Raw genomic sequence first — 24,579 nt, 5'->3', positions numbered from 1 at the left:
TTCATAGGCGTCGCATTATTGGGTTGGTTCTTTGGTCAATACGATGGCGTCAGCAGTTTCTCGGAAATGGATTTCGGTCGCATCCGAGATGATGCCGATAACACTTTCTACATTTTCTTTCAGGTCCAGTTTTCCGGAAAACGTCTCTTTGGCCAGGTCCGGGTCCTCAATGCGGACGGTCCGGTTGTAATATCTCGAGAGTTTCGTGGCAATTTCTCCCAGGCTGTGGTTTTTCAGGCTCAGGAACCCATCCCGCCAGGAAAAGTAATCTTCCGGGTCCACCTGCTGGGTATAGACCTTTTGGGTCCGGGCATTAAACGCAGATCGCATCCCGGGAGTCATCCGCATGGCCGCATCCTTTTTTGCCGAATAGGACACACGAACACTCCCGCTTTTTAAAACGGTACTCGTTTCGACGTCCTCCGGATAGCTGGAGACATTAAAAACGGTTCCCAAAACCTCGATCCGCTGGTGTTCAGACAATACGCGGAAGGGTTTCTCCGGGTTATGGGCCACGTCAAAAATTGCCTCGCCTTCCAGGTAGACTTCCCGGTTGTCCTCGTTAAAAACGGCCGGGTAGACCAACCTGGTTCCCGAGTTCAGCCAGACTACCGTACCGTCCGACAGCTTCAAGTCGGTACGCTTGCCATAGGGCACGAGAATGGTGTTGTAGGTGGCTTTGTTGTCCCTGAGCGCCTCCTGTTTGACGGTCTGGTTCCCAACGCGTACGTCAGTCCCGGTTTCGGAATACGCCACCCCGGCCTGATCCTCATCGAGGGTCAGGTTTTTCCCCTGGCCCAGTACGATGGTAACCTGATCGCCTTCATTCGGGCGGATGTCCGGGGCGGATTTTACAAAATCCTCGATACCCGGTGTTGCCGGCTGGCGGTAGAAGAATGTCAGCCCGATGGAAATAGCCAGGCAGGCTGCTGCGCCAATCAGGACACGACGGCGGAATTTCCATTTCCTGTGGTGATCGGCCTTGCGGGCCGATTCCATGATCCGGTCCCGTAACGCCTGTTTTTCATTAGGGGATAATATGTTCTTTGAATCTTGTTGCATGGTGTTTTTGGATAGGGAATCGGTGCATGTCTGCCGGCCCCTTTAACTAAAGGAGTCCGGGCATTCGCATTTATAGACACGTAAATCGAAAAAAAATTAAAAAAACAGGGAGAGGGCTGCTTTTCGCATGGCTTTCAGCGTGCGATAGACCAGGGTGCGAGCCGAAGGTACCGACAGCTGCAGGTCCTTTGCGATCTCCTCGTAGCTCTTGTCCTGGGTAAAACGAAGCTGGATGGCCTGTTTCTGGTGCTCGGTAAGCGTTTGCAATGCCTTGTGGAGGCTCTGGCGCAATCCTCTTTGGGATTCTTTCAGGACGATCACCTCTTCCGCGGATTCTGTAAAGTGACCGGGCTGGTCCAGGAAACGGGCCCCGTTGGTTTCGTCATCCAGGGATCTCGATTTTGCCTTGCCGGCCTTATAAAGCCTTCTCCTAAGTGCAGTGATCAGGTAGGCGCGGACATTGTCGGCCGGGGCGAGTTTTTTATGATACTTATACAGATCCAGAAAGAGGTCGTGAATGGCATCCTGGGCGGTACTCCGGTCGCCGCATACATAGAGAGATACTGCAAACAAATCATCCACATGCCGGTCGTAGAGCGCTCCGAGCGCCTCCATGTCTCCAGCTTTTAATCGGCCCCACAACCCGGAATCACTTGGAGCTTCCGGCGAGTGCTTGTGCCTGTCTGTTGATTGGTCCAGCATGAGTTGAAACAATATCCGCGAGGGTTTTTAAAACGTGAAATTGCCAAATCCGCAATAATCTGATCCTGCATTGCGGCATTGGAATCAAATATATTAATTAATTAACAAAATCTTAAAATGAATTTTTTAACCCGAAGACGTCGGAAATACCGGATGACTTGGATCAGCATCAAAAAAAACAGAAGTTCCGAACACAACTGTCTTCAAATTAATAGTCCTGCAAAATATTATTTCAGCAAACCGTGTCTATAAACAGGGAGAAATCAACTCTATGAAATAGAACTACGAGATGGAATTCGTCCACCCTTGGAACAAAAAGACGCCCTGTGACTATACGATCTGCTTTTCAATACGTTTCCCCGAGAAAGATTTTCTGGCCCCTCCAGATTTTCCTGGCAACTACCTTCTTGGGGTTTGCGCAGGAGAAGCCCAATATCGTCTGGATTGTGTGTGAAGACATCTCCCCCTATTTGGGGAGCTACGGGGAGGCCGGGATCCGGACCCCTAACCTGGACGATTTTGCGAGGGAAGCCGAGCGGTATACCCGGGTCTATACCACTTCCGGGGTGTGCGCACCCAGCCGGTCTGCCATCATCACCGGGATGAACCAGATATCCATTGGCACCCCACATATGCGTACGCACAACGACCCGAGGCTGATGCCCGAGGGCGTCCCCAGCCATTCGGCCGTGCTGCCCGAGAATGTGCGCGCCTTCCCGGAATACCTGCGCATCAACGGCTATTACACCTCTAACAATGCCAAGGAAGACTATCAGTTCGAAGAACCGGTCACCGTTTGGGACGAAAGCAGCGTGGCGGCCAGCTATCGGAACCGGGCAGCCGGGCAGCCTTTTTTCAGCGTCTTCAACCTGGCGATTACCCACGAATCCCAGGTGATCCGCCCCCCGGATTCCCTGTACTACGACCCGGAAGCAATGACCTTGCCGCTGTACTATGAGCACACCGGACAAATGCGTCGCGACAAGGCAGCCCTGTTTACCCGCATCGAGCAAATGGACCGGGACTTCGGGGAGCTCATAGCCCAACTCAAAACCGACGGGGTCTACCAAAACAGTTATATCATATTCTACAGCGACCACGGCGGGAACCTGCCCTGGATGAAACGCGAAATCCTGGAGCGCGGCCTGCACATCCCTTTTATGGTCCGGCATCCCGGGGGCCAAAAGGCGGGTTCGGTAAACAACGACCTGATCAGCGCTGTCGATTTTGCCCCGAGCATGCTCTCGATTGCGGGCATCCAGCCACCGCAGTACCTGCAGGGAAAGGCTTTTCTGGGCCCCCACGAAAACGAGGAAAAAAATGCGTACATCTTCGCTGCCCGGGACCGCACGGCCAACCACTACGACCGGGTGCGGTCCGTGAGCGACGGGACGTTCCGGTACGTGTATAATTTCATGCCGGAAGTCCCCAAATACCAGGATTTGGCCTACCGGAAGCAAATGGCCAGCATGCGGGAAATAATCGAAATGCGGGATGCGGGGGAAATCACCAATCCGTTTCTGCTGGACTGGTTTCAAGCCCCCAAGCCGCAGGAAGAGCTCTATTATACGGCCAAAGACCCGGACGAGGTTCACAACCTGGCCGGCAACCCGGCCTTCGCCGAAAAACAGGCTGAATTAAAGACCGCCCTCTTTAACTGGCTGGAGGCCGTTGGCGACGTGGCGGAAATACCGGAAGCCGAAATGATCCGGAATTGGTGGAACGGAAAGGATTCCCCGCCGGTAACCGCAACTCCCGTGATTGAAAAGGTGGCGGGGGGCGTCCGGCTCTTTTCCGACACGCCGGGAGCATCCATCGGCTACCGGATCTTTGACGGGGCCATCGGGGATACCACCCGGGTCCGCGAAATAAAAACCTGGGACTTTTTCTATCTTATGCCCGGGAACAAAGCTACCACCGTGGAAGTCCCCATACCCTGGGAAGTGTATTCAGGCGGAACGGTCCCCCTGAAACCGGGGCAGACCATCCAGGTAAATGCCCGGCGGATCGGCTACCTGCCATCCGAGAACACTCTTGAAATGAATGAATAAATCCAATTAAACAACCTAAATAACCCAAACCAGATGTTCCAAATAATGCGACCCCTGATTGCACTAGCCTGCGGACTCCTCCTGGGAGTCCCCACCTCGCTTACCGCCCAGCGAAATACCGGCAAAAAACAGCGCAACGTCATCTTTATCCTCACCGACGACCACCGCTTTGACTATATGGGATTCACCGGGAAGGTGCCCTGGCTGGAGACCCCGAACATGGACCGGCTGGCGGCCGAGGGCGCCTACCTGCCGAATGCATTTGTCACCACCTCCCTCTGTTCCCCGAGCCGGGCCTCCATCCTCACCGGGATGTTTTCCCATACGCATACGATTGTGGATAACCAGGCCCCGAACCCGGGTAACCTCACCTATTTCCCGCAATACCTGCAGGAGGCGGGCTACCAGACGGCCTTTTTGGGCAAATGGCATATGGGCAGCCATACGGACGAGCCCCGCCCGGGCTTCGACCACTGGGAGAGCTTCTTTGGGCAGGGGGTCTACTACAACCCCACGCTGAACATCAACGGGGAGCGCATCGAATACAAGGATTCCACCTATATCACCGACCTGCTCACCGAGCACGCCGTGGACTGGCTGGAGTCCCGGGATAAAGACAAGCCCTTCTTCCTCTATCTCTCCCACAAGGCCGTACACGCGGAATTCCAGCCGGCCCGGCGGCACAAAGGCCGGTATGCCGGGAAGAAAATTGAATTGCCGCCCACATACGAGCAGACCAAAACCGGGGCCTGGCGCGACCTGAAATGGCCGGAATGGGTAGCCGACCAGCGGGTGAGCTGGCACGGGGTGGATTATATGTACCACAGCAACATCGACATGCAGGAACTCGTACAGGCCTACTGCGAGACGCTCCTGGGGGTGGACGACAGCGTGGGTGCCGTGCTGGAATACCTGGAAGAAGAAGGCCTGGACGAGGAGACCCTGGTCATCTATATGGGCGACAACGGCTTCAGCTGGGGGGAACACGGGCTTATCGACAAGCGCCATTTCTACGAGGAGTCCGTCAAGGTTCCGCTGCTGGTGCGTTGCCCCGAGCTCTTCGAGGGCGGCCAGGTGCCGCAGGACATGGTCCAGAATATCGACATTGGCCCCACCGTGCTGGCCGAGGCCGGGGTGGCCCAGCCGGACGATATGCCGGGGGTTTCTTTTATCCCAATCCTGACGGGGGATAAAGATGCTACCAAACGGGATAAGATATTTTACGAATACTATTGGGAAAACGATTTCCCGATGACCCCAACCGTCTTTGGCATGCGGACGGATAAGTACAAATACATCCGCTACCACGGCATCTGGGACCGGAACGAACTCTACGACCTGGAGAACGACCCCCATGAGATGTACAACCTCATCGGCGACCCGGAAAAACAAGAGGTAATCCAAACCATGCTCGATTCCCTCTACAACTGGCTGGAAACCACTGACGGCATGAAGATACCGCTCAAATCAACGGACCGGCCCCGGTGGGGGGACTACAGGCACAAAGGGGAATATTAGGGCGCATACGTTCCGTCAAAATGACAAAAGCATTGTATCTTTTGGATTTTAACCGGTACCCGAACCCGTAAATATCCAATTAGCAACTGCCATGAACCAGACCCATCGGAACCCGTCGGGCTTCCGCAATTCCAGCCGTGTCCTTTTAAACTTTTTATTCGCCTGCCTCTGCGCCATCCTCTCAGGGGGCAGCCTCGCCTCCTGCGAGGATGAAGGCCCGCGGGTCCTGGTATTCTCCAGGACGGCGGTCTGGGAGCACGAATCCATCCCGATTGCCAACAAGGCCATCGACAGCCTCGGGGAGGCCAACGGGTATCGCGTGGATCTCAGCCGGGACGCCTCGGACTTCAACGACGAGGAGCTGCAGCGGTACGATGCGGTGATCTTCAACAATACCACGGGGAACGTCCTCAACCCGGAACAACAGGCCGCTTTCCAGAGGTATATCCAGGCCGGGGGCGGGTTTGTTGGCATCCATGCCGCGGCGGATACGGAGTACGAATGGCCCTGGTACGGCCAACTGGTGGGCGCCTATTTTGAAAGCCACCCGCACAACCCGAATGTGCAGACCGCCGCCATCGATATCGTGGATTCGGACCATCCCGCCACGGATAGCCTGCCCGCCCGCTGGGAGCGGCGGGACGAATGGTACAACTACCGCTCCTTCTACCCGAATATCCATGTCCTGGCACAGATCGATGAGGAAACCTACCGGGGCGGCACCAACGGAAGCCAACACCCCATCGCCTGGTACCACGAATTCGACGGGGGCCGCTCCTTTTACACAGGAGGGGGCCACACACCCGCCTCCTTTTCGGAACCCTTGTTCCTCAGGCACCTGCAGGGTGGTATTCGCTACGCCATGGGAAGCGGGCGGAACCTGGATTACTCCCGGGCAACGGCCATGGCCGAACCGGAAGCGAACCGGTTTGAGAAAACCGTCCTGCTGAACGACCTGAGCATCCCGATGGAGTTGGATATCTCGGATGACGGCCGCATTTTCTACACGGAACTCCGGTCGGCCAACCTGGGGGTTTACAACATCCATACGGGCGAGCACGGCATTGCCCACCGGTTTGACGTGGCCACCGAAGGCGGCACCGGCCTGATTGGAGTGAAGCTGGACCCGGGATTCGCCACCAACAACCTGATCTATGTGTACTATGCCCCGGCCACGGAGGCCGAAACAATCGTCTTCAACCTCTCGCGTTTTGTCGTACGGGATGACCAGACCCTGGATCCGGATTCCGAGCTGGTCCTCCTGCAGGTACCCGTACACCGGGACGGCGGATCCCACCACGGGGGGTCGATGGCCTGGGACCCGGACGGCAACCTGCTCCTTTCCACCGGGGACAGCTCCAACCCCTTCCCGGCTGAAGGCTACGCCCCGCTCGACGAGCGGCCGGGCCCGGAGTATATCAGCCTGGACGCGCAACGGTCCGCAGCCAATACAAACGACTTAAAAGGAAAAATCCTCCGGATCCGACCCAATTACGGACCGGAATCCAACACCAACCCCTATACGATCCCGGATGGCAACCTGTTTGCCGCCGATACGCCCAAAACGCGGCCGGAAATCTACATCATGGGGTGCCGCAACCCCTATCGGATTGCCGTCAACCCGGATACCGGTACGCTCTACTGGGGGGATATCGGACCGGATGCGGGTGAAGACGGGCCCCAGGGCCCCAAGGGGTACGACGAATTCAACCAGGCCAAATCGGCCGGGAATTACGGCTGGCCCTATTTTATCGGGAATAACCGCGCCTATACGGACTGGGATTTCCAGCAACAGGCCGGGAATTCCACCTTTGATCCGGATGCGCCCTACAACGACTCCCCCAACAACACGGGTCTGAACCAGCTCCCGCCGGCCCGGGGGGCCATGATCTGGTATCCGTACGACGCGTCTGCGGAATTCCCGGATTTCGGGACGGGCGGGCGTTCGGCCATGGCAGGCGCCTTCTACAAATACGACCCGGATTCCGAGGCCCCCAACCGGTTTCCGGAGTATTACGACGGTACGTTGTTCGTGTTTGAGTGGATGCGTAACTGGGTAAAGGCGTTGCGGTTCGATGCGGAAGAAAATTACCTGCGGGCTGAACCATTTATGACGGAAAACGGGGATTTCAGGCGCCCGATCGATGCGGTGTTCGGGAAGGACGGCATGCTGTACATGCTGGAATACGGTTCGGTCTACGGGGCGGACAACGACGATGCCCGCCTGGTACGCATTGCCTACAACCGGGGGAACAGGCCTCCGGTAGCCAGTGCAGGTATCCGGGATTCCGCCGCCGAAGCAAACCTCTCCAAACGGGTATATATTACCTCGGAATTGCGCACCCTGCAGGCGCAACGGGAAATTGCCGGGCAGGCACCCCTCAGGGTCCATTTCACGAGCCGGGGTTCGGGGGATCCGGATGGTGGCGAGACACTATCCTACTCCTGGGACTTTGACGGGGGGGAAACCGTCAGTTCGGAGCGGCATCCAACCCATACGTATACCCGTCCGGGAACCTATACCGCCCGCCTGTCCATTACGGATGCGGCCGGGAATAGGGCCACGGACAGCGTCCGGGTAACGGTGGGCAACGAGCCGCCCCGGGTGGCATTCGAGAGCCCTGACAATCAATCCTTTTTCTGGGAGGGCCGGCCATTCCGCTATGAGGTACGGGTTTCGGACCCGGAAGAACCCGCAACGGACCCCGACAGGCTTTCCGTCCGGTTCGGGTTTACTTCCAAACCCGCCAGGGCCGCCACAGCCGGAGCGCCTTTAGCGGACACCCCCATGCCCTACGGCTACGCGCTGATTGAACGCAGCGATTGCCGTGCCTGCCACGTGACGGAAGGGGCCTCGGTAGGGCCTTCCTATACGGATATCGCCCGCCGCTACTCCGGGCAGCCGGACGCAATGGAATACCTGGTGAAAAAAGTCATCGAAGGAGGTGCCGGGGTCTGGGGTGAAAGCCCGATGAGCGCCCACCCCCAGCTGGCCGCGGCCGATGTGCGGGAGATGGTCCGGTACATCCTGTCCCTCTCGGATGCCGATGGGGAAATGACCCAAGTAGCCCGCACGGGTTCCGTTCGATTCAGGGACCACGGGGAGGAAGGCGCATCCGGAAGGTACTTGTTGGAAGCTGCCTACAGGGATACAGGCGCTAACGGAATCGGCCCGCTGACCGGGCGGGAGGTCCTTATATTCCGCAATGCCCGCGTCCCCATGGTATCCATGGACGAGTATGTAGGCTTTGAGCGCTTCGGCAACTACCTGACCAATGCAGGGCATAAAGCCTACTATATGATGAAGGACGTAGACCTGACGCACATTACGGGGTTTTTGTTCGAATATTCGGCGGAGGGGCCCACAGGTGCCATCGAGGTCCGCATCGATTCCCGGGCCGGACCGGTTATCCTCAGGACCCCGTATCCGGCCACCGGCAACTGGGACCGGGTGGAAACCCTGGAAGTACCGCTAGAACAAGAGATACAGGGACGCCATGACATCTATTTTATCCCGGTAAAGCCTGAGGCCCCGAATACGGACATCATCAACATGAAGGCGGTCACCTTCCTCGCCGATGCGCCCGGTTGATTCCCTGGGGAATCGAGGCAATTCCTGGTGGGAAACCAAACGTTTTAGCGGACGATTACCAGTATATTTCGGGTGTAGCGAATGCATTTGCTCTATCTTAAAAAATCATTCCCATGCCGAATTCAAGCATCAAGAACGAAGATCAGTACGAAGCGCTTCGGGAGAAGGGCTACAGCAAGGAAAAAGCCGCGCGGATCGCCAATACACCCGATGCCGGGGAAAAAGGAGGCGCTGCCGACAAATACGAGGCCCGGACACGGGAGGAGCTCTATGAGCAGGCCCGGGAAATCGGGATTGCAGGCCGATCCAAAATGAACAAGAAGGAATTGATCGATGCCCTCCGGAACCACTAGGGAAATACGCTGGTTCCTGGAACGCGAACACACGCAAATCCTCCGATGGTTTCAAAGCCTCCCCTTTGAATCCCCGGAGGAACGGGTGGATTACTACCTGGACCTCCACAAGGCCGACGTCGGCACCAAATACCGCGAAGGGAATATCGAGATCAAACAACGTTTGGGCACCTGGTCCGACGGCTGCCTCTCCCCGTACCACTGGGGCCGGTTTGAAAATTATACAAAGTGGAGTTTCGCCCTGGCCGATGCAGGGGCTACCCACTCGCTGCTTCACAAAAACCCCGACAATTGGTTGCCGGTATCCAAGAGTCGCCGGGTCGCCATCCTGCACCCGGTTGGGGATACCCTGACAACCTCGCCCCCCGGGGAATCCATCCAATCGGGCTGTCAGGTGGAATACGGCCGCGTGGCCTTTTGCGAACAGCAATGGCATACCATCGCATTTGAGTTTTTCGGCCCGGAATTCCCGGAATTGCCCGAATCCCTGGCTCGCTCCATCCTCGGCGAAGAGCCGTTAGACCGGGATACCTCCATGGGGTACGCGGAATTCCTAATGAAGCAGCTGGAGCCCCCGGGAACCCAATAAAACGCGATGCGTTTCCGGGTTTTTTGACCATCCCCAGCCAGCCGCCATAATCCTGGCGTCTGGTTTCCTACTATATAAATCGCTAATTTTCCCGGGAGTCCATCCATCTCTAATCAATCCAACCCAATACATGGAGACCGCAAAAGCCCCCTGGTACTACCTGTTATTGCTCATCCTCGCCGGGGAATCGGTGTTTATCCTGCCTTTTGTCCTGTCGCGGGTTTTCCGGCCTACCGTCCTGGAGGCATTTGACCTGACCAATACGGAATTGGGACTTTGCTTTTCGGTGTACGGGTTGGTGGCACTCATCGCCTACCTGCTGGGGGGGCCGCTGGCCGACCGCTACGCGCCGCGGCGGCTGATCGCCATCGCCCTGTGGACTACCGCCCTGGGCGGCCTGGTCTACGCCACCTTTCCCGGATTTACCGTACTGCGGATCCTCTACGGGTATTGGGGATTCACCACCATATTCCTGTTTTGGGCACCGATGATTAAAGCTACCCGGGTTTGGGGCGGCACGGGGTCCCAGGGAAAGGCCTTTGGATTCCTGGACGGCGGCCGCGGGCTGGTGGGCGCGCTTTTCGGCACCCTGGGCGTGCTGGTATTTTCCCTCTTCCTGGTCTCGGAAGCCCTGGACGCCACCTTTGAGGAGCGTCAGGAAGCTTTCAAATACGTCATTTTGTTTTCATCGGCCCTGGTCGCACTCGTCGGGGGGTTGGTCTGGCGCTTTATGAAAACCAGCGATGGGGACGAAAAGTCCATCCGGGTGGAACGGATTACCTGGTCGCAAATCGGCCAGGTGCTCCGCCTGCGGTCTGTCTGGCTGCTCATGCTGATCATCCTGTGCGGCTATGTGGGCTATAAGATTACCGATGTCTTCTCCCTCTTTGCCCAGGACGTGATGCACTACGACCAGCTGGAATCCGCACAGGTGGGGACCTTCCTGTTGTTTATCCGTCCGGTGATCGGGGTATTGATCGGCATTGTGGCCGACCGGACCCAGACCACGCTGATGCTCTTTTTGAGTTTTGTCATCGCTGCCGGGGGCTCCCTCCTCTTTGCCGCCGGGCTGGTTACCCATTCCGCCACTGTTTTGTTCTTTGTTTCCACATTCATTGTGGCAGCGGGCGTATACGCAACACGCGCCATTTACTTTGCGGTGATGGAACGGGGCCGCATCCCGTTATTGCTTACGGGAACCGCTGTGGGTATGGTGTCCCTTGTCGGATATACCCCGGATATTTTTGCCGGCCCCGCCATGGGATACCTCCTGGACGCATCTCCCGGCCCCCCGGGCCACCGGCACGTCTTCTGGATGCTCGGGGCTTTTTCGGTCATGGGGGCCGCCGCCGCCTGGGCCTATCACCGGCGGTACAGCCAGGGGAAAAATGACTAATACACCAACCCGTATACTGTTTCAGGCCTGCAAACACCCACCCCCGAAGCAGCGGCATTTTGAATTCGTGTTTTGATTATCTTTAAGGGAAAAATCGGGGTACTGGTAAATCACCCGCAAATTCATTCCGTATGTCTGCTATGAGCGAACTCCCTGGCCTGCTCGCCTCGAAGACCACCGTCAAAAGAATGCTCCTGGGGGCATCCATCGGCCTTGCCATCATCTCCCTGTTCGTCTTTTCAGTCGATGACCCGAATCCGGAGTGGGGGGCCAACTGGCGAATTCGACCTCTGGTCATTACCCCCCTGGCGGCTGCCCTGGGAATGCTGGCTTTCTACTTAAAAGACCTGGCACGACCCCAATCCGATGTGATGCGATTGTTAGTTTTCATGCTGAGCCTGTTCGGTTTCCTGGTGGCCCTTTGGCTAGGGACTGTCCTGGGCCTTGACGGGACGCTATGGGACTGATCTGCCGACCTTAGGGCTGCCTATTTCGCGATCCCGCCGGTACAGCCTGAAAATATTTTACGTTGAACTGTGTACCTTTGGCCGAAAATCCAACGCGGCATGCCCCATCCAATCGACTATCCGAAAAAAGTTTACCTGAACGGGGAAATCCTCGATGCCGAGGAGGCCCGGATTTCCGTTTTTGACCGGGGGTTTATCTTCGGGGATGGGATCTACGAGGTGATGGCCCGGATTGGCGGCCGGTTTTTCCGGCAGGCCGATCATATGGCGCGCATGCAATCCTGTCTGGAAAAAATTGCCATCCCCTTTGACGCATCCCGCCTGGAGGCTGAAATACCTGCCCTCCTGGAAGCCTCCGGCCTTGCGGGCCAGGACTGCCTGCTCTACCTGCAGGTGACCCGGGGTACGGCCCCGCGGCAACACGCCTTCCCCCCGGACGCCCAGCCCACCGCCATGATGTACGCCTGGCCCAAAACCCTCCCGGAGGTTGAAACATCCCGGGCTTCGGTAATTACCCGGGAGGATTTCCGCTGGCATCGCTGCGATATCAAGTCTACTTCCCTACTGGGAAATATCCTCTCCAACCAGGAGGCCGCCTCCAATTCCTGTTACGAAACCATTTTTATCCGGGATGGACGGGTTACGGAGGCTTCCCACTGCAATGTGTTTTTCGTACGGGGCGAGGTGGTTTATACCCATCCTGCCGACACGAACATCCTGGACGGAATTACCCGCCGGGTTGTCCTGGAACTATGCCGTGAAATGGGCCTGGAGGTGCGGTTGGAAGGGGTGCCGGCCGGTCAGGTGCGCCAAATGGACGAGGCCTTCCTAACCGGGACGAGCACGCAGGTGATGGCCATCGCGCGGGTGGATAGCGAGGCGTGTTACCAAGAGGCACCCGGCCCGGTCACCCGCCGGATCCAGGAGGCATTCCGCGAAGCGAAAAAAGGTGAATGACGCAGAAACTCCGCGGTATGCATCCCAAGTGCCCGCAACAGGCCGGACCCAATCTCCAGCCGCCAGGATCCAACCCCCCGCCGCCCGGACCCAACCCCCAGCCGCGGGCCGTGCAACAAAAATCCCCGAAATAAAAAAGGCTGCATTGCAGCCTTTTCCTTTTCCGAATTACCGGTTTAATAGTAGCTATAGGTAGTCTCTTCCCCCTGGGTTGTCCGGCGGACAGCCCTTCCTTCGGTATCGTATTCATAAGAAAAAACATACTGCAGATCCGCCCCGTTTTCCTCCACCCGGTAAGAACCGGGCAGGTTGTGTTGTGCCTGAACGGTCGGCACCACCTCAACCACGGGAAACATATTCGGTTTATCGAGGTAGTTTTCATAAGTACGGGTCGAAATCAGCTCGTACTCTTCCGGGGTATCCACCGGAATATACGTCAGTTGCCTGTACAGGTTCCCGTCGGTGAAAAACAGGTTGACAAAGACATAGGAGAGCGTGTACTCCCCGGAACCCTGCAGGTGGAATTGCTGCTTACCCCCGATATTCCCGGCGTCGTCATAGGCGTACACATCGTACGACTTGCGAACTCCCTGGTCAATGACTTCCGAGGTGGTCAGCCGGCCGTTATCCCAGTGAAAATACTCGTCCCGGCCATCGTGGTAGTTAATCTGGGATATTTTCCCGTCTTCATAATAGTAGGTATCCGTACCGCGGCGCAGGCCTGGGGTTTCCGTCTCCCATTCCACCCGGTCGATTTGCCCGTCCGGGCGGTAAAGATAGGTTTTAGAAGATTTCCAACCGCCTCCGGACGACTGGTAGGACCTGGGTTTCCCCTGCAACTCGTCATCGATGATTTCCACGCTGACGGACCCCCGTTCGCCTATGGCAAATCCTTCGCTGGCGGAGGAAATCGTAAAATCGACGTGTTTCATCCCGCCGATCAGGTCATCGTCCTGAGGGACCAATGTAAAGGCGACTGTTTCGGCTTCTTCTGCAATTTGCAGGGTCAAAAACCCGTTGATAGCCGCGGGGACTGTATGGAACTGCAAACCGTCGTCCGCTGCGATCCGGATGGTTACCTGACCGGTTCTGAAGGCTGGAATTTCCAGGTTCAGGGTAATTTCAACTGCCTCGGCATTTTCCAGGTGCGAGAAATCCTCCACGAGGTTAATCGCTACCGGGTTCGAACCCCCGGGGTTACCCGGAGCCTGGTCGTCGTCTTTTGAACAACCAATCAGGATGGCAGGCAGGAGTATATACCCCATGTAATGAGCAAATGGTTTCATAGTTTTCTGATTAATGGATAAAGGCGTAGGTAAACGAAAGTTGGGAGGGGCGAAGGTCCGTTGGTCGCCTGGCGACCCTGGCGGAAATGAAGTGGTTTATTCCGGTATCTGAATTTGAAATATCAACAATAGACGCCGCGGGTCAATTTTTGTTACACGAATTAATATGATGATGGGGTTTACGCCCAAATGGTGGGGTTTACGCCTAAATTTAGTAGTTTGGGTTTCCATTCCCCCGTAAAACAAAGTCCTTATGGCCACCCGCCACTACTGGAAACTGTATCCGATCCTGCTGCTCCTACTCGCCGGGCCCGAGGCATGGGCGCATCCCACAGGCAACCTGCTTGTTGTTGGCGAACAGGTGCTCTGGTCGTATATCAGCCCGGTGGAAGATCCGGACCACAAGGCTTGCATCATGTCCTGGAAACCGGGTACGGATCCCATTGTCCTGTTGCAATCCGAATACCCGGCGAGCGATTTTATGCTCTCTGCCCGGGGCGAAGAAATATACGCGGTTGAAAGGCGCTACCTGGCTGCCGAAGACCGGTTTGAATCCCGCGTGCTGAAACTGGGCCCCGGTGAAACCGCCGAGGAAATATGGCCCTGGTTCCCGGACTCCTGGCGCGTGGGGGAGGCGGGCTTTTTCATGCTTTCGGATATGCAGATGGTAATGGGCCGGTACCCTGGGGTAGCCGTTTTGGAAAAAGGCGGGGAGCCCGAGCCTTACCTGAATTTCGGGGAGCCTGTCCGCAAGATCCGCCACCTGGAGGATGAACGGCTGTTGCTCCTGGGCGAAGGCGCGTGCTGGTTAACGGACCAAAAGGGCAAAGTCCTCCAATACTGGGATTCCTTCCTGGACCCGGATGCCCCCGAGCCCCCGTTGGGCCGCAACCAGGTTTTTGACGCGGATTACCGGGACGGCGAACTGTTGCTGGCCTATTGGGGAATGCGCCAATACAAGGTCATCCATCCTGACGGGAGGCAGGAGGTAATTCGCCAATTGGAAGATCCGCTTACCCCCCATTGGGTGGCCTATTCCAACTTCGGAAAACTCCTGTTTGCTTCCCGCCTGGTATTTACCGGGGAGACCCCCAGGCCCGACCTGGTGCGGATAACCGATGCCGGCCGGATCCTATCCGTTTGGCAAATGCCCGAATAAAACCGATAACAGAAAAGCCGATAACTAAAATCACGCTGCGATGAAACGAACCGATCCGCCCATTATAATTTCGACAATTATTAACGCCTCTCAGGAAGCAGTCTGGCAGGCCATTACCGACCCGGACCAAATGCGCGCATGGTATTTTGAGGACATCCCGGATTTCAAGGCCGAGGTGGGGTTTGAAACCGGGTTTGACGTGGCGGTTGAAGACCGGGTATTCCCCCACAAATGGCGGATTACCGAGGCAGATCCGCCCTGCCGGATTACCTGCGAATGGCGGTATGAGAATTATGCGGGGTGCGGGTATGTAACCTTTGAACTGGCCGGTGTGGAAGCCAAAACCCGGGTACACCTTATCAACACGATTACCGAGGATTTCCCCGGGGATATACCCGAATTCAAACAGGAAAGCTGCATCGGCGGGTGGGAGTATTTTATCCGGCAGCGCCTCAAGGGATTTCTGGAGAATCCCGAATAGCGGCTATTGAAGGGATTCCCTATCTTGTAAGCTGTTTCAACTCAAAATCAGGGATGTTATGCGCTTACGATTTTTCACCCAATTCCTATTTACGGCACTTATCGGGTTCCACGCCGGGGCCCTGGCCCAGCCCATGGACAAGATCCATCCGGTCTTCGAAAACGGGGAAGCCCAGGTGGTGCCGGGGTTTCTGGACCCGGAAGACTGGATCCGACACGACCTGTGGGTGGAAACCCCGTTTGACACGGATGGGGACCAGCAACCGGACCGCATGCATGTCTCGGTCACCCGTCCGGGCCAGACCGAAACGGAAGGGTTGAAACTGCCGGTCATCTATATCTCGAGCCCGTATTTTGCGGGGACGGCGCCTTTCGTGGATGGGTTGTTCTGGGATGTAAAACACGAACTCGGGCAACCGGCGCCCAGGGAGCGGGTGCACCCGGCAGTGACCCGCAAGGGCAAACGGCCGGTTATCTCGGATTCCCATATCGATACCTGGGTGCCGCGGGGCTATATCGTGGTGCATTCCTCCTCCCCGGGAACCGGGCTGTCCCAGGGGGCCCCAACTGTGGGCGGCGACAACGAATCCCTGGCGCCCAAAGCCGTGATTGACTGGTTGAATGGCCGGGCCAAAGGATATACGGAGCCTGTTGGCGGGGAACCCGTCGAGGCGTACTGGACTACCGGGAAGGTTGGGATGACCGGTACGTCCTATAACGGGACCATCCCGCTGGCAGCGGCCACCACCGGGGTGGACGGGCTCGAAGCCATCATCCCGATCGCCCCGAATACCTCTTATTACCACTATTACCGCTCCAACGGCCTGGTGCGCTCGCCGGGCGGGTACCTGGGCGAAGACATCGACGTGCTCTACGACTTTATCAACAGCGGGGATACCGCGCGCAGGCCCCACAACGACCAGACGGTCCGGGATACCGAGATGCAGATGGGGATGGATCGGATTACCGGGGATTACAACGATTTCTGGGCAGGTCGCGATTACCTGAACGACATGGAGCCGATGAAGGCGGCCCTGTTGATGTCGCACGGCTTTAACGATTGGAACGTGATGCCGGAACACAGTTACCGGATTTACAAAGCCGCCCGGGCCAAAGGCATCCCGGCACAGATCTTCTACCACCAGAAAGGACACGGGGGGCCGCCTCCCCTGAAAATGATGAACCGCTGGTTTACCCGCTACCTGCACGGAGTGGAGAACGGTGTGGAAAACGACCCCAGGGCCTGGATCGTCCGGGAAAAAATGGATAGTGGCCAGCCGACCCCCTACGCGGATTACCCGAACCCGGAAGCCGCACCGGTTGTGCTGTACCCCTCCCCCGGGGCGCCAGGCCATGGAAGGTTACTGGCCAGTAAAGCCGATAGCGGTACCCGGGAGACCCTGGTAGACAACTTTTCGTTTCCCGGAGAGACCCTGGCACGGGCAGAAACCTCCGGGCACCGACTCCTCTACACCACCCCGGTACTTGCCGAAGACCTGCATATCTCGGGGGTTCCCCGGGTAACCATCCGGCTGGCGAGCAGTGAGGAAGCGGCCAACCTGTCCGTTTGGCTTGTTTCCCTGCCCTGGAATACCGGGCAGGGTACCCGCATCACGGACAATATCATTACCCGGGGATGGGCAGACCCGCAGAATTACCGATCCCTTACGGAAAGCGAACCCCTGGAACCCGGACGCTTCTACGACGTCGCCTTCGACCTGAACCCCGACGACCAGGTCATTCCAAAAGGACAGCAAATCGGGTTGATGATTTTTTCGACCGACCGGGATTTTACGCTTTGGCCCGAACCGGGCACGGAGCTGACCATCGACCTGGAAGCCACCCACCTGGAGCTACCGGTTGTAGGGGGCGCCCCGGCCTACCGGAAAGCAGCAGGAACCGGGCATTAAACCGACAACAACGGCTTAGCTGCCGTTGTGAAGCCCGGGAGGGAGCCCGCGCCAGGGCCGGAGCCCTGGAAGGAGCCGAAGCCCGCGCCGGAACCGTAGCCGGAGCCCTGGAAGGAGCCGGAGCCTGAGCCGGAGCCGTTTCAGAAAACCACAAATCGAAAAGCAAGTATGTCAATGGACCGTCGAAAGTTTATTTCCCGTTCGGGCCTGGCCGGTGCGGCCAGCCTGCTGCCGCTGGGCGCCCTGGGACGCAGTAATATAACACCCGGGGGCCATCGCCCCTGGCGTGAAACCTCCCCCGAAACCGGCCCGGTGTTTTCCGGCAATCCACCTTCCGGATCCCGGAAATTTAAACTGGGGCTGCAACTCTTTACGGTCAATGACGACATGAACCGGGACCCGCTGGGCACCCTGAAGGCCGTCCAGGCGATGGGGTATGAAGACTTCGAGATATACGGCTTTGACCCGGAACCGGTGACGTATTACGGCCTGGAGGCAGCCCGGTTAAGAAGCAGCCTGGACACGCTCGGGCTCACTGTAAGCAGCGGCCACTACGGTTTTTCGACCTTCTTCGACGCCCCCGAAGACCGCATGCGCTGGTTTACGGATCGATGTATCCAGGGAGCACTCGCCCTGGGGAGTCCCTATATCACCTGGCCCTGGCTGGCCCCGGACTACCGCACACCGGAAAATTACAGGAAGTTGGCCGGGATGCTCAACCGCATCGGGGAACAGGTTAAGGGAGCCGGGCTTGGGTTTGCCTACCACAATCACGGCTTTGAATTCGAAGCCGCCGGGGAAGTGACACCCTACGAATTGCTGCTCCGCGAAACGGACCCGGAACTGGTAAAGCTGCAGATGGACCTCTATTGGGTAGTACATGCGGGCCGGACCACCCCGCAACAACTGGTGAGCGAACACCCGGGGCGGTTTGTGATGTGGCACATCAAGGATATGGATACCCGTACCCGCGACTATACCGAACTGGGCAACGGGTCCATCCACTACCCGAACATCCTCCCGGACCCGGACGCCTCCGGCCTGGAATATTACTACATAGAGCAAGGCGGGAATTTTGCTAGCAGCCCGCTGGAGAGCGTTGCCGCCAGTGCCGCTTATTTCAAAGAGCACGTGCAGGGGTATTTTGAATAGGAAGCAGGCGTACTACTTGTAATCCGTGCGGTTTTCTTTTCCATATTGCCTAGATTTACGGGGGGATTCGATATTCGCGACATCATGAACACCCGACAAGATGAATACCCCAAAATATGAACACCTGATAATCAACCATGAAAAAAATCCTTCTCGTACTCCTTGCCATCATCCTGATTTTTGCAGCGGTATTGCTCTTTAATGCCTTCACACTGGAATCCCGCCAGATCGATGCGGAACCCCTGGCACAACCTGAATTGCCCAGCGGCATTTACGACCGCCTGGCCGGGGCCATTACCTTCCCGACGATCTCCGTAAGCGAAGAAGCGGAACCGGATTCGGCCGCTTTTAAGGGCTTCCACAAATTCCTGGATTCCGTTTTCCCACGGGTGCATGAAAACCTGGAACTCACGCTGATCGGCGAATACAGCCTTTTGTATCGTTGGGAAGGCTCCGACCCGGCCAAGAAGCCCGTCATCTTTATGTCCCACCAGGACGTGGTCCCCGTAGACCAGCCTACCCTGGAAGACTGGGAGGCCGGACCCTTCGAAGGCGCTATTACGGACGAGTACGTGATCGGACGCGGGACGATGGACGACAAAGGCACGCTCATGGCCCTGATGGAAAGCGTGGAACTCCTGCTGGGCGAGGGCTACCAGCCGGGCAGGACCATCTACCTGGCCTTCGGTCATGACGAGGAAGTGGGCGGCAGCAACGGGGCCGCCAAAATTGCGGAATACCTGGAACAGCAGGGCGTTGAAGCGCTGATGACTGTGGACGAAGGGGGGTATCTGGCCCAGGACCTCGTACCCGGCGTAGAGGCACCCGTAGCCGTGATCAACCTGGCCGAGAAGGGGTTTGCCTCCTTCGACCTGGTAGTGGAAACCGGGGGCGGCCACAGTTCCCAACCCCCCAGGGAAAATACCATCGGCATCCTGGCACAGGCCATTGTGGATTTGGAGAACAACCAACGGCCTTATAAAATGGTGGAACCCATCAACCATACCCTGGCGTTTATGGGGCCGGAACTGCCTTTTGCCGAGCGGGTGGCCTTTGCCAACCCGTGGCTGCTGGACGGTCCCATCCTCGAGGCGATGAATGCGCATACCACCACCGCCCCGACCATCATCACCGGGGGCGTTAAAAACAACGTGATCCCTACGGTAGCGCGCGCCACCATCAACTTCCGGATCCTGCCGGGGGAAACCATTGAAACCGTCGAGGAACACATCCGAAGCACCGTCCACGACACCATCCGGGTGGAGCCGACGGGCTTCCTGACCAACCCCTCCCCGGTATCTAAAATCGATTCCGAAGGCTTCCGGGTATTGCAGCGGACCATCCGGGGCCTGTTTCCCGAAGCAGTAGTGGTTCCCAGCCTGGTTGGCGGGGGAACGGATGCCCGTTATTTTTACAACATTTCCGAAGATGTGTACAGGTTCTACCCCATGCGGCTCAGCCCGGAGAACGCCAGCCGTTTCCACGGGATTGACGAAAAAATTTCCAAAGAGAATTATGCGGAAATCATCGGTTTCACCTACCACCTCATCCGGGAGCTGGACTAATCGGGAAACCGCTGCGTGAAACCTGCCCGTCACATCCTGCCCGTCATCGTATTCGCGCAGTTTTGCTGTACCTCCCTGTGGTTTGCAGGCAACGCGGTGATGCCGGACCTGGTCCGGGAATTCGGCCTGTCCCCGAACGATGTCGGCCATCTGACTTCTGCCGTCCAGTTCGGATTTATCAGCGGTACGCTGGCTTTTGCTATCCTGACAGTGGCCGACCGCTTTTCCCCTTCCCGGGTTTTCCTGTTCAGCGCCCTGGCCGGGGCCCTCTGCAACCTGGGGATGTTGCCCGGGGAACAAGGCATGGCCAGCCTGCTCGCTTTTCGTTTCGCCACGGGGTTTTTCCTGGCGGGCATCTACCCCGTGGGCATGAAAATTGCCGCGGACTACTTCGATAAAAAGCTGGGGCGCTCCCTGGGGTTCCTGGTGGGGGCCCTGGTCCTCGGCACGGCCTTTCCCCACCTGGTCCGGGGCCTGGGCGCCGACCTCCCCTGGCGGTATGCCCTGGTTGCCACTTCGGCCCTGGCCGCACTGGGCGGGGTCCTGCTTTGGGCAACCGTAGCCGACGGCCCGTATCGGCGGCCCGGCAGCGGCCCGGACTTCTCGGGCTTTTTCCGGATCTTTTCGGACCGCAATTTTCGGGCGGCAGCCTTCGGTTATTTCGGGCATATGTGGGAACTCTACGCCTTCTGGGCCTTTGTCCCGCTACTCCTCGCTGCATACCTGGAAAAGCACCCGGGAATTGCCGCCTCCGTCCCCAGCCTGTCGTTTGCCGTTATCGGGATTGGCGGCCTGGGCTGCGTGGTTTCCGGCCAGGTGTCCCGGCAACTGGGCACCAGAGCCACAGCCGCCACAGCCCTCTTCCTCTCCGGGGTGTGCTGTTTGGCGCTGCCCCTTGCCGCCGCGGCCTCCTGGCCCGTTTTTCTGGGGTTCCTCCTCTTCTGGGGGTTTATGGTCGTCGCGGATTCCCCGTTGTTCTCCACCCTGGTGGCGCAGCGGGCCCACCCGGCCCTGAAAGGAACCGCGCTCACCATTGTCAATTGTATCGGGTTTTCCATCACGATAATCAGTATCCAGTTGCTCACCGCACTACAGGGTCGGGAAGGGGGCTTTGGCATATTTGCCATCCTGGCCGCCGGGCCTTTGTTGGGGCTGATCGGCCTGTGGTCGGAACGCCAAAAAACCACCAAACCGTGAAAACCTGGGTCGTATTACTAAGAGGTATCAACGTAGGCGGCAAGCATATTGTGCCCATGAAGGAATTGCGGGAGGCTCTGGAAGCCGACGGCTTTGCAGCCGTCCGAACCTATATACAAAGCGGCAATTTGGTATTTAATTTTCCGGGTCCTCCTGAAACACGTATCGGGGAGCAGATCGAAAAAAACTTCGGCTTTAGTCCCTGGGTCCTCGCCCTAAGCCCGGAAGAGCTGCGGCAGGCAGCTGCCGCCAATCCGTTTCGGGACGATGCCGGAAAAACCGTGCACTTCTTCTTCCTGGACCGGGAACCTGAATCCGTCAATCGGGACCTGGCCGAGGAGTTGCGAGCAAATTCGGAACAATGGGCGCTAACGGGACGCGTTGCCTACCTCCGCGCCCCGGACGGTATCGGGCGTTCCAAACTGGCATCCAAAATGGACCGGGTTTTTCCCGGAACGCAAATAACCGCGAGGAACCGGAATACGGTCGAGAAATTACTTGGGATGCTGCCCGAAGAGACCGGTCCCGGCGGGGAACCTTCTTAAAATGGGAGTCAGCCTCCGGATCAGCCCCCCGGACGTCGGATCAGCCCCCCGGACGTCGGATCAGCCCCCCCGGCCGTCGGAACAGCCATTTCGTCGCGCCCCGGGCCCATTCCCGCTTGAGGGGTTGGTAAAAAACGCGTATTTTACGCGTTGAGAAAACAAGCATGCCCCAACTCCTGTCATTCATGAAAAAACCGTCCAGGCTCCTGATCATTTTATTCGCAGCGGCATGCTCCCTTCCTTTCGGCTGCAAAGAAGAGAAAAAGGCCGAACCCAATCCCTGGACGCTGGCCTATGCCGGCCAGTACCTGATCCGGGAAGCGGGCCAGACCTCCCGGAATGTTTCGCAGCGCTATGTACTTGCAGCGGGGGGCAATGCCGAATTGCACCGTTTGGAACGGCCCGGCCGCTATGGAGAATACCGCCTGGATACCATCGTAAGGGGCACCTGGCAAGCCGTGGAGGGGCGGATAGACATCGCCCTGGGAGAAGATGCCGACCAGCGCGTGGAAACCTTTACGCAGGAGTTGCGCCCCGTGCCTACAGACAGCCTTGCAATCGACACGCTTTGGGTAAACGGAGAACAACCGGGGCGCACCCTGGAACTGTTGATCCGGTTCTGAATGACACGCCGACTGCCATCGGATTTTCCGTGGAAACCCTTGCGAAACACCCGTATAACAAGCGAATGACAGCCAGATGACATTGAAATGTCGTGGTGCTGTCCGGGATGGGGAAGTAGCTTTGCGGAGACGAAACCCCGTAAAACGAATAGTATGACACTTGGCGAAAACTTAATCTACCAACGCAAAAAACAGGGACTCTCCCAGGAGGAACTCGCGGGCAAAACCCAGGTTACGGTACGAACCATCCAGCGGATCGAAAAGGGGGACGTCAACCCCCACCTGCAAACCGTAAAACTCCTGGCCGCCGCCCTCTCCGTGGAGGTGGAAGACCTGATGCCAATCGACAACCCCCGGGAGGAAACCATTCAGGCCAAATGGCTCCTCCTGATACACGCCACCCCCCTATTGGGGTTGTTTATCCCGTTCCTGAATGTCCTGTTGCCGCTTTTCCTCTGGATCCACAAGCGGGAAGACCACCCGCTATACTACCGGCACGGGGCACAGGTGATCAACTTCCAGATCACCGTCCTGCTGCTCTACCTGGCATCTTTTGCCGCCCTGCTGACCTGGGAAGGCTACGGGTTCGTTTTCTTCATTACCGTAATCCCACTCTGCATCGCCATCACCTTTGCCAACATCATCTATGCGCTTCGATCCCGCAAATGCTTCTACCCGGCCATCCCCTTCCTGGGCAGCGGAAGGAAAAAAACGCTGAAAACCATCCTGCTTGCAGGGTTTGCGCTTACTACCCAGTCCCTCCCTGCACAAGGCCAGGCACTAGCCGGGCATTGGGATGCCAACCACCGGGCAGGCACAATTGAAAGGTTGGACGGCATCCGGCGGTCCAAGGCTATCGAACGACTGGATGGCAGCCGGATTACCGCGGCCGAACTTACGCGACAGATTAAAGAGCTGGCCGAAGCCGGGGGCGTAACCGGATTGGCGGTTGCCGTTTTCAATGAGGCAACCCCGGTATACCAGGAAACATTCGGGTACCGGGATGCCCCGCGGGGGCTGCATTTGGAGGTCGGATCAAATATGTACGGCGCCTCCCTGAGTAAGGCGGTTTTTGCGGTCCTGGTCATGAAATTAATCGAAGAGGGGGTGATTGACCTGGATACGCCCCTGGAGTCCTACCTGCCTAAAAAAATCCACGAATACACGCCCCAGACCAAATGGCATGATGATTATTCCGACCTGGAAGGCGATACGGTGTATCCGGCTATCACGGCCCGCATGTGCCTGGCCCATACGAGTGGGTTCCCCAACTGGCGCTGGTTTGAACCCGACCAAAAATTGCGGGTTCACGGGACACCCGGGGAGGAGTACCGGTATTCCGGGGAAGGCCTGGTCTACCTGCAGGTGGTCCTTGAAAAAATCACCGGGCAACCGTTGGAGGAACTGGCCCGGGAGCACATCTTTAAACCCCTGGGCATGTCGGATACCGCCTATTTATGGAAGGAACCATTTGCCCGAAACTACGCCGTAGGACACCGGGCAGACGGGACCGCCTATAAAAAGGATACCGACAACGAACCGCGCTCGGCCAGTACGCTGGAGACCACCCCTGCAGATTACACCCGGTTCCTGGAAGGCGTACTGAAGCGGGAGATCCTGCAACCTGAAAGCTGGGGGCGGCTGTTCAGCCGGCAAATCCGGATTCGCTCGGTCAAACAATTCGGGGAAGGCGCCAGAGAGCAAACGGACCGGTACGACGGGATCGGACTCGGGTATGCCATGGGCTGGGGATACCTGGAAACCCCGCACGGGCCCGGGCTATTTAAGGAAGGCCACGGGAATGGCTTCCAGCACTACACCATCGTCTTTCCCCGGGCAGGTAAAGGCATGATGATCCTGGCCAACAGCGACAACGCAGAAGGGATCTTCAGGGACCTGTTGCATCTGGCGCTGAAAGACACCTACACCCCCTGGAGGTGGGAGGGTTATATCCCGTTCTACGATCGCTGATCCG

Annotated in this window: 20 protein-coding genes; 17 read left to right on the top strand and 3 right to left on the bottom strand. The window is 57.6% G+C overall.

Features of this window, described 5'->3' with window-relative positions; genetic code table 11:
* Positions 1-15 precede the first annotated feature (15 nt).
* A complete protein-coding gene (locus tag AC3DKS_RS11265; RefSeq protein ID WP_272607926.1) occupies positions 16-1,062 on the bottom strand; it encodes a FecR family protein in 1,047 nt (348 codons plus the stop codon).
* A gap of 96 nt (positions 1,063-1,158) precedes the next feature.
* Positions 1,159-1,677 carry an RNA polymerase sigma factor gene (locus tag AC3DKS_RS11260; RefSeq protein WP_015754119.1) on the bottom strand — a complete coding sequence of 173 codons (519 nt, stop codon included), beginning with the start codon at positions 1,675-1,677 and terminating at the stop codon, positions 1,159-1,161.
* A gap of 413 nt (positions 1,678-2,090) precedes the next feature.
* Between AC3DKS_RS11260 and AC3DKS_RS11255 the strand changes: the two genes are divergently transcribed.
* The 8 genes from AC3DKS_RS11255 (at position 2,091) to AC3DKS_RS11220 (ending at position 12,687) form a co-directional block, all read left to right on the top strand.
* Positions 2,091-3,815 (top strand): sulfatase family protein, encoded by a 1,725-nt coding sequence (locus AC3DKS_RS11255; RefSeq protein WP_083760693.1) that lies wholly within the window; start codon positions 2,091-2,093, stop codon positions 3,813-3,815.
* A gap of 45 nt (positions 3,816-3,860) precedes the next feature.
* Positions 3,861-5,333 carry a sulfatase family protein gene (locus AC3DKS_RS11250; RefSeq protein ID WP_272607925.1) on the top strand — a complete coding sequence of 491 codons (1,473 nt, stop codon included), beginning with the start codon at positions 3,861-3,863 and terminating at the stop codon, positions 5,331-5,333.
* Between the two features lie 91 nt (positions 5,334-5,424).
* Positions 5,425-8,925: a ThuA domain-containing protein gene (locus AC3DKS_RS11245; RefSeq protein WP_015754116.1), complete on the top strand. Its 3,501-nt coding sequence runs from the start codon at positions 5,425-5,427 to the stop codon at positions 8,923-8,925.
* Between the two features lie 113 nt (positions 8,926-9,038).
* Positions 9,039-9,278, top strand: coding sequence for a DUF7218 family protein (locus AC3DKS_RS11240; protein ID WP_015754115.1), 240 nt, complete (start codon positions 9,039-9,041; stop codon positions 9,276-9,278).
* Positions 9,259-9,867, top strand: a complete 609-nt coding sequence (locus tag AC3DKS_RS11235; protein ID WP_015754114.1) for a hypothetical protein — start codon at positions 9,259-9,261, stop codon at positions 9,865-9,867. The genes AC3DKS_RS11240 and AC3DKS_RS11235 overlap by 20 nt, the downstream gene beginning before the upstream one ends.
* A 130-nt stretch (positions 9,868-9,997) precedes the next feature.
* Positions 9,998-11,263: an MFS transporter gene (locus AC3DKS_RS11230; RefSeq protein WP_272607924.1), complete on the top strand. Its 1,266-nt coding sequence runs from the start codon at positions 9,998-10,000 to the stop codon at positions 11,261-11,263.
* 131 nt (positions 11,264-11,394) lie between these two features.
* Entirely contained in the window at positions 11,395-11,730 is a 336-nt protein-coding gene (locus tag AC3DKS_RS11225; protein WP_272607923.1) for a potassium transporter KefB, read from the top strand.
* A gap of 99 nt (positions 11,731-11,829) precedes the next feature.
* Complete coding sequence (locus AC3DKS_RS11220; RefSeq protein ID WP_272607922.1) at positions 11,830-12,687, top strand: aminotransferase class IV; 858 nt, start codon at positions 11,830-11,832, stop codon at positions 12,685-12,687.
* 176 nt (positions 12,688-12,863) lie between these two features.
* Here the strand turns inward: AC3DKS_RS11220 and AC3DKS_RS11215 are convergent, their stop codons facing one another.
* Positions 12,864-13,973: a hypothetical protein gene (locus AC3DKS_RS11215; protein WP_272607921.1), complete on the bottom strand. Its 1,110-nt coding sequence runs from the start codon at positions 13,971-13,973 to the stop codon at positions 12,864-12,866.
* Between the two features lie 253 nt (positions 13,974-14,226).
* Here AC3DKS_RS11215 and AC3DKS_RS11210 point away from each other — a divergent pair, with 253 nt between their 5' ends.
* The 9 genes from AC3DKS_RS11210 (at position 14,227) to AC3DKS_RS11170 (ending at position 24,575) form a co-directional block, all read left to right on the top strand.
* The gene (locus tag AC3DKS_RS11210; RefSeq protein ID WP_272607920.1) at positions 14,227-15,132 is read left to right on the top strand and encodes a hypothetical protein; all 906 of its coding nucleotides are present in this window, start codon (positions 14,227-14,229) and stop codon (positions 15,130-15,132) included.
* A gap of 40 nt (positions 15,133-15,172) precedes the next feature.
* On the top strand, positions 15,173-15,613 hold the full coding sequence (locus AC3DKS_RS11205; protein WP_272607919.1) for an SRPBCC family protein: 441 nt from the start codon (positions 15,173-15,175) through the stop codon (positions 15,611-15,613).
* Positions 15,614-15,671: 58 nt separating this feature from the next.
* Positions 15,672-17,522, top strand: coding sequence for a Xaa-Pro dipeptidyl-peptidase (locus tag AC3DKS_RS11200; protein WP_272607918.1), 1,851 nt, complete (start codon positions 15,672-15,674; stop codon positions 17,520-17,522).
* Between the two features lie 168 nt (positions 17,523-17,690).
* Entirely contained in the window at positions 17,691-18,674 is a 984-nt protein-coding gene (locus AC3DKS_RS11195; RefSeq protein WP_272607917.1) for a sugar phosphate isomerase/epimerase family protein, read from the top strand.
* 137 nt (positions 18,675-18,811) lie between these two features.
* Positions 18,812-20,239 (top strand): M20 family peptidase, encoded by a 1,428-nt coding sequence (locus tag AC3DKS_RS11190; protein ID WP_272607916.1) that lies wholly within the window; start codon positions 18,812-18,814, stop codon positions 20,237-20,239.
* Between the two features lie 15 nt (positions 20,240-20,254).
* Entirely contained in the window at positions 20,255-21,436 is a 1,182-nt protein-coding gene (locus AC3DKS_RS11185) for an MFS transporter (protein WP_041327063.1), read from the top strand.
* Entirely contained in the window at positions 21,433-21,981 is a 549-nt protein-coding gene (locus AC3DKS_RS11180; RefSeq protein ID WP_272607915.1) for a DUF1697 domain-containing protein, read from the top strand. The genes AC3DKS_RS11185 and AC3DKS_RS11180 overlap by 4 nt, the downstream gene beginning before the upstream one ends.
* Before the next feature lie 185 nt (positions 21,982-22,166).
* Positions 22,167-22,604, top strand: coding sequence for a hypothetical protein (locus AC3DKS_RS11175; protein ID WP_272607914.1), 438 nt, complete (start codon positions 22,167-22,169; stop codon positions 22,602-22,604).
* 153 nt (positions 22,605-22,757) lie between these two features.
* Positions 22,758-24,575: a serine hydrolase gene (locus tag AC3DKS_RS11170; protein WP_272607913.1), complete on the top strand. Its 1,818-nt coding sequence runs from the start codon at positions 22,758-22,760 to the stop codon at positions 24,573-24,575.
* The last annotated feature ends 4 nt before the right edge of the window (positions 24,576-24,579 follow it).

This window comes from Robiginitalea sp. (assembly GCF_982776155.1).
Note: the sequence above shows the minus strand (reverse complement) of the source record. Positions and strands in the feature narration are given on the sequence as shown.

Coding starts and splice junctions, on each gene's coding strand:
- AC3DKS_RS11265 (WP_272607926.1), bottom strand. CDS start 1,062: ATGCAACAAGATTCAAAGAACATATTATCCCCTAATGAAAAACAGGCG.
- AC3DKS_RS11260 (WP_015754119.1), bottom strand. CDS start 1,677: ATGGAGGCGCTCGGAGCGCTCTACGACCGGCATGTGGATGATTTGTTT.
- AC3DKS_RS11250 (WP_272607925.1), top strand. CDS start 3,861: ATGCGACCCCTGATTGCACTAGCCTGCGGACTCCTCCTGGGAGTCCCC.
- AC3DKS_RS11245 (WP_015754116.1), top strand. CDS start 5,425: ATGAACCAGACCCATCGGAACCCGTCGGGCTTCCGCAATTCCAGCCGT.
- AC3DKS_RS11240 (WP_015754115.1), top strand. CDS start 9,039: ATGCCGAATTCAAGCATCAAGAACGAAGATCAGTACGAAGCGCTTCGG.
- AC3DKS_RS11235 (WP_015754114.1), top strand. CDS start 9,259: ATGCCCTCCGGAACCACTAGGGAAATACGCTGGTTCCTGGAACGCGAA.
- AC3DKS_RS11230 (WP_272607924.1), top strand. CDS start 9,998: ATGGAGACCGCAAAAGCCCCCTGGTACTACCTGTTATTGCTCATCCTC.
- AC3DKS_RS11225 (WP_272607923.1), top strand. CDS start 11,395: ATGTCTGCTATGAGCGAACTCCCTGGCCTGCTCGCCTCGAAGACCACC.
- AC3DKS_RS11220 (WP_272607922.1), top strand. CDS start 11,830: ATGCCCCATCCAATCGACTATCCGAAAAAAGTTTACCTGAACGGGGAA.
- AC3DKS_RS11215 (WP_272607921.1), bottom strand. CDS start 13,973: ATGAAACCATTTGCTCATTACATGGGGTATATACTCCTGCCTGCCATC.
- AC3DKS_RS11210 (WP_272607920.1), top strand. CDS start 14,227: ATGGCCACCCGCCACTACTGGAAACTGTATCCGATCCTGCTGCTCCTA.
- AC3DKS_RS11205 (WP_272607919.1), top strand. CDS start 15,173: ATGAAACGAACCGATCCGCCCATTATAATTTCGACAATTATTAACGCC.
- AC3DKS_RS11200 (WP_272607918.1), top strand. CDS start 15,672: ATGCGCTTACGATTTTTCACCCAATTCCTATTTACGGCACTTATCGGG.
- AC3DKS_RS11195 (WP_272607917.1), top strand. CDS start 17,691: ATGTCAATGGACCGTCGAAAGTTTATTTCCCGTTCGGGCCTGGCCGGT.
- AC3DKS_RS11190 (WP_272607916.1), top strand. CDS start 18,812: ATGAAAAAAATCCTTCTCGTACTCCTTGCCATCATCCTGATTTTTGCA.
- AC3DKS_RS11175 (WP_272607914.1), top strand. CDS start 22,167: ATGAAAAAACCGTCCAGGCTCCTGATCATTTTATTCGCAGCGGCATGC.
- AC3DKS_RS11170 (WP_272607913.1), top strand. CDS start 22,758: ATGACACTTGGCGAAAACTTAATCTACCAACGCAAAAAACAGGGACTC.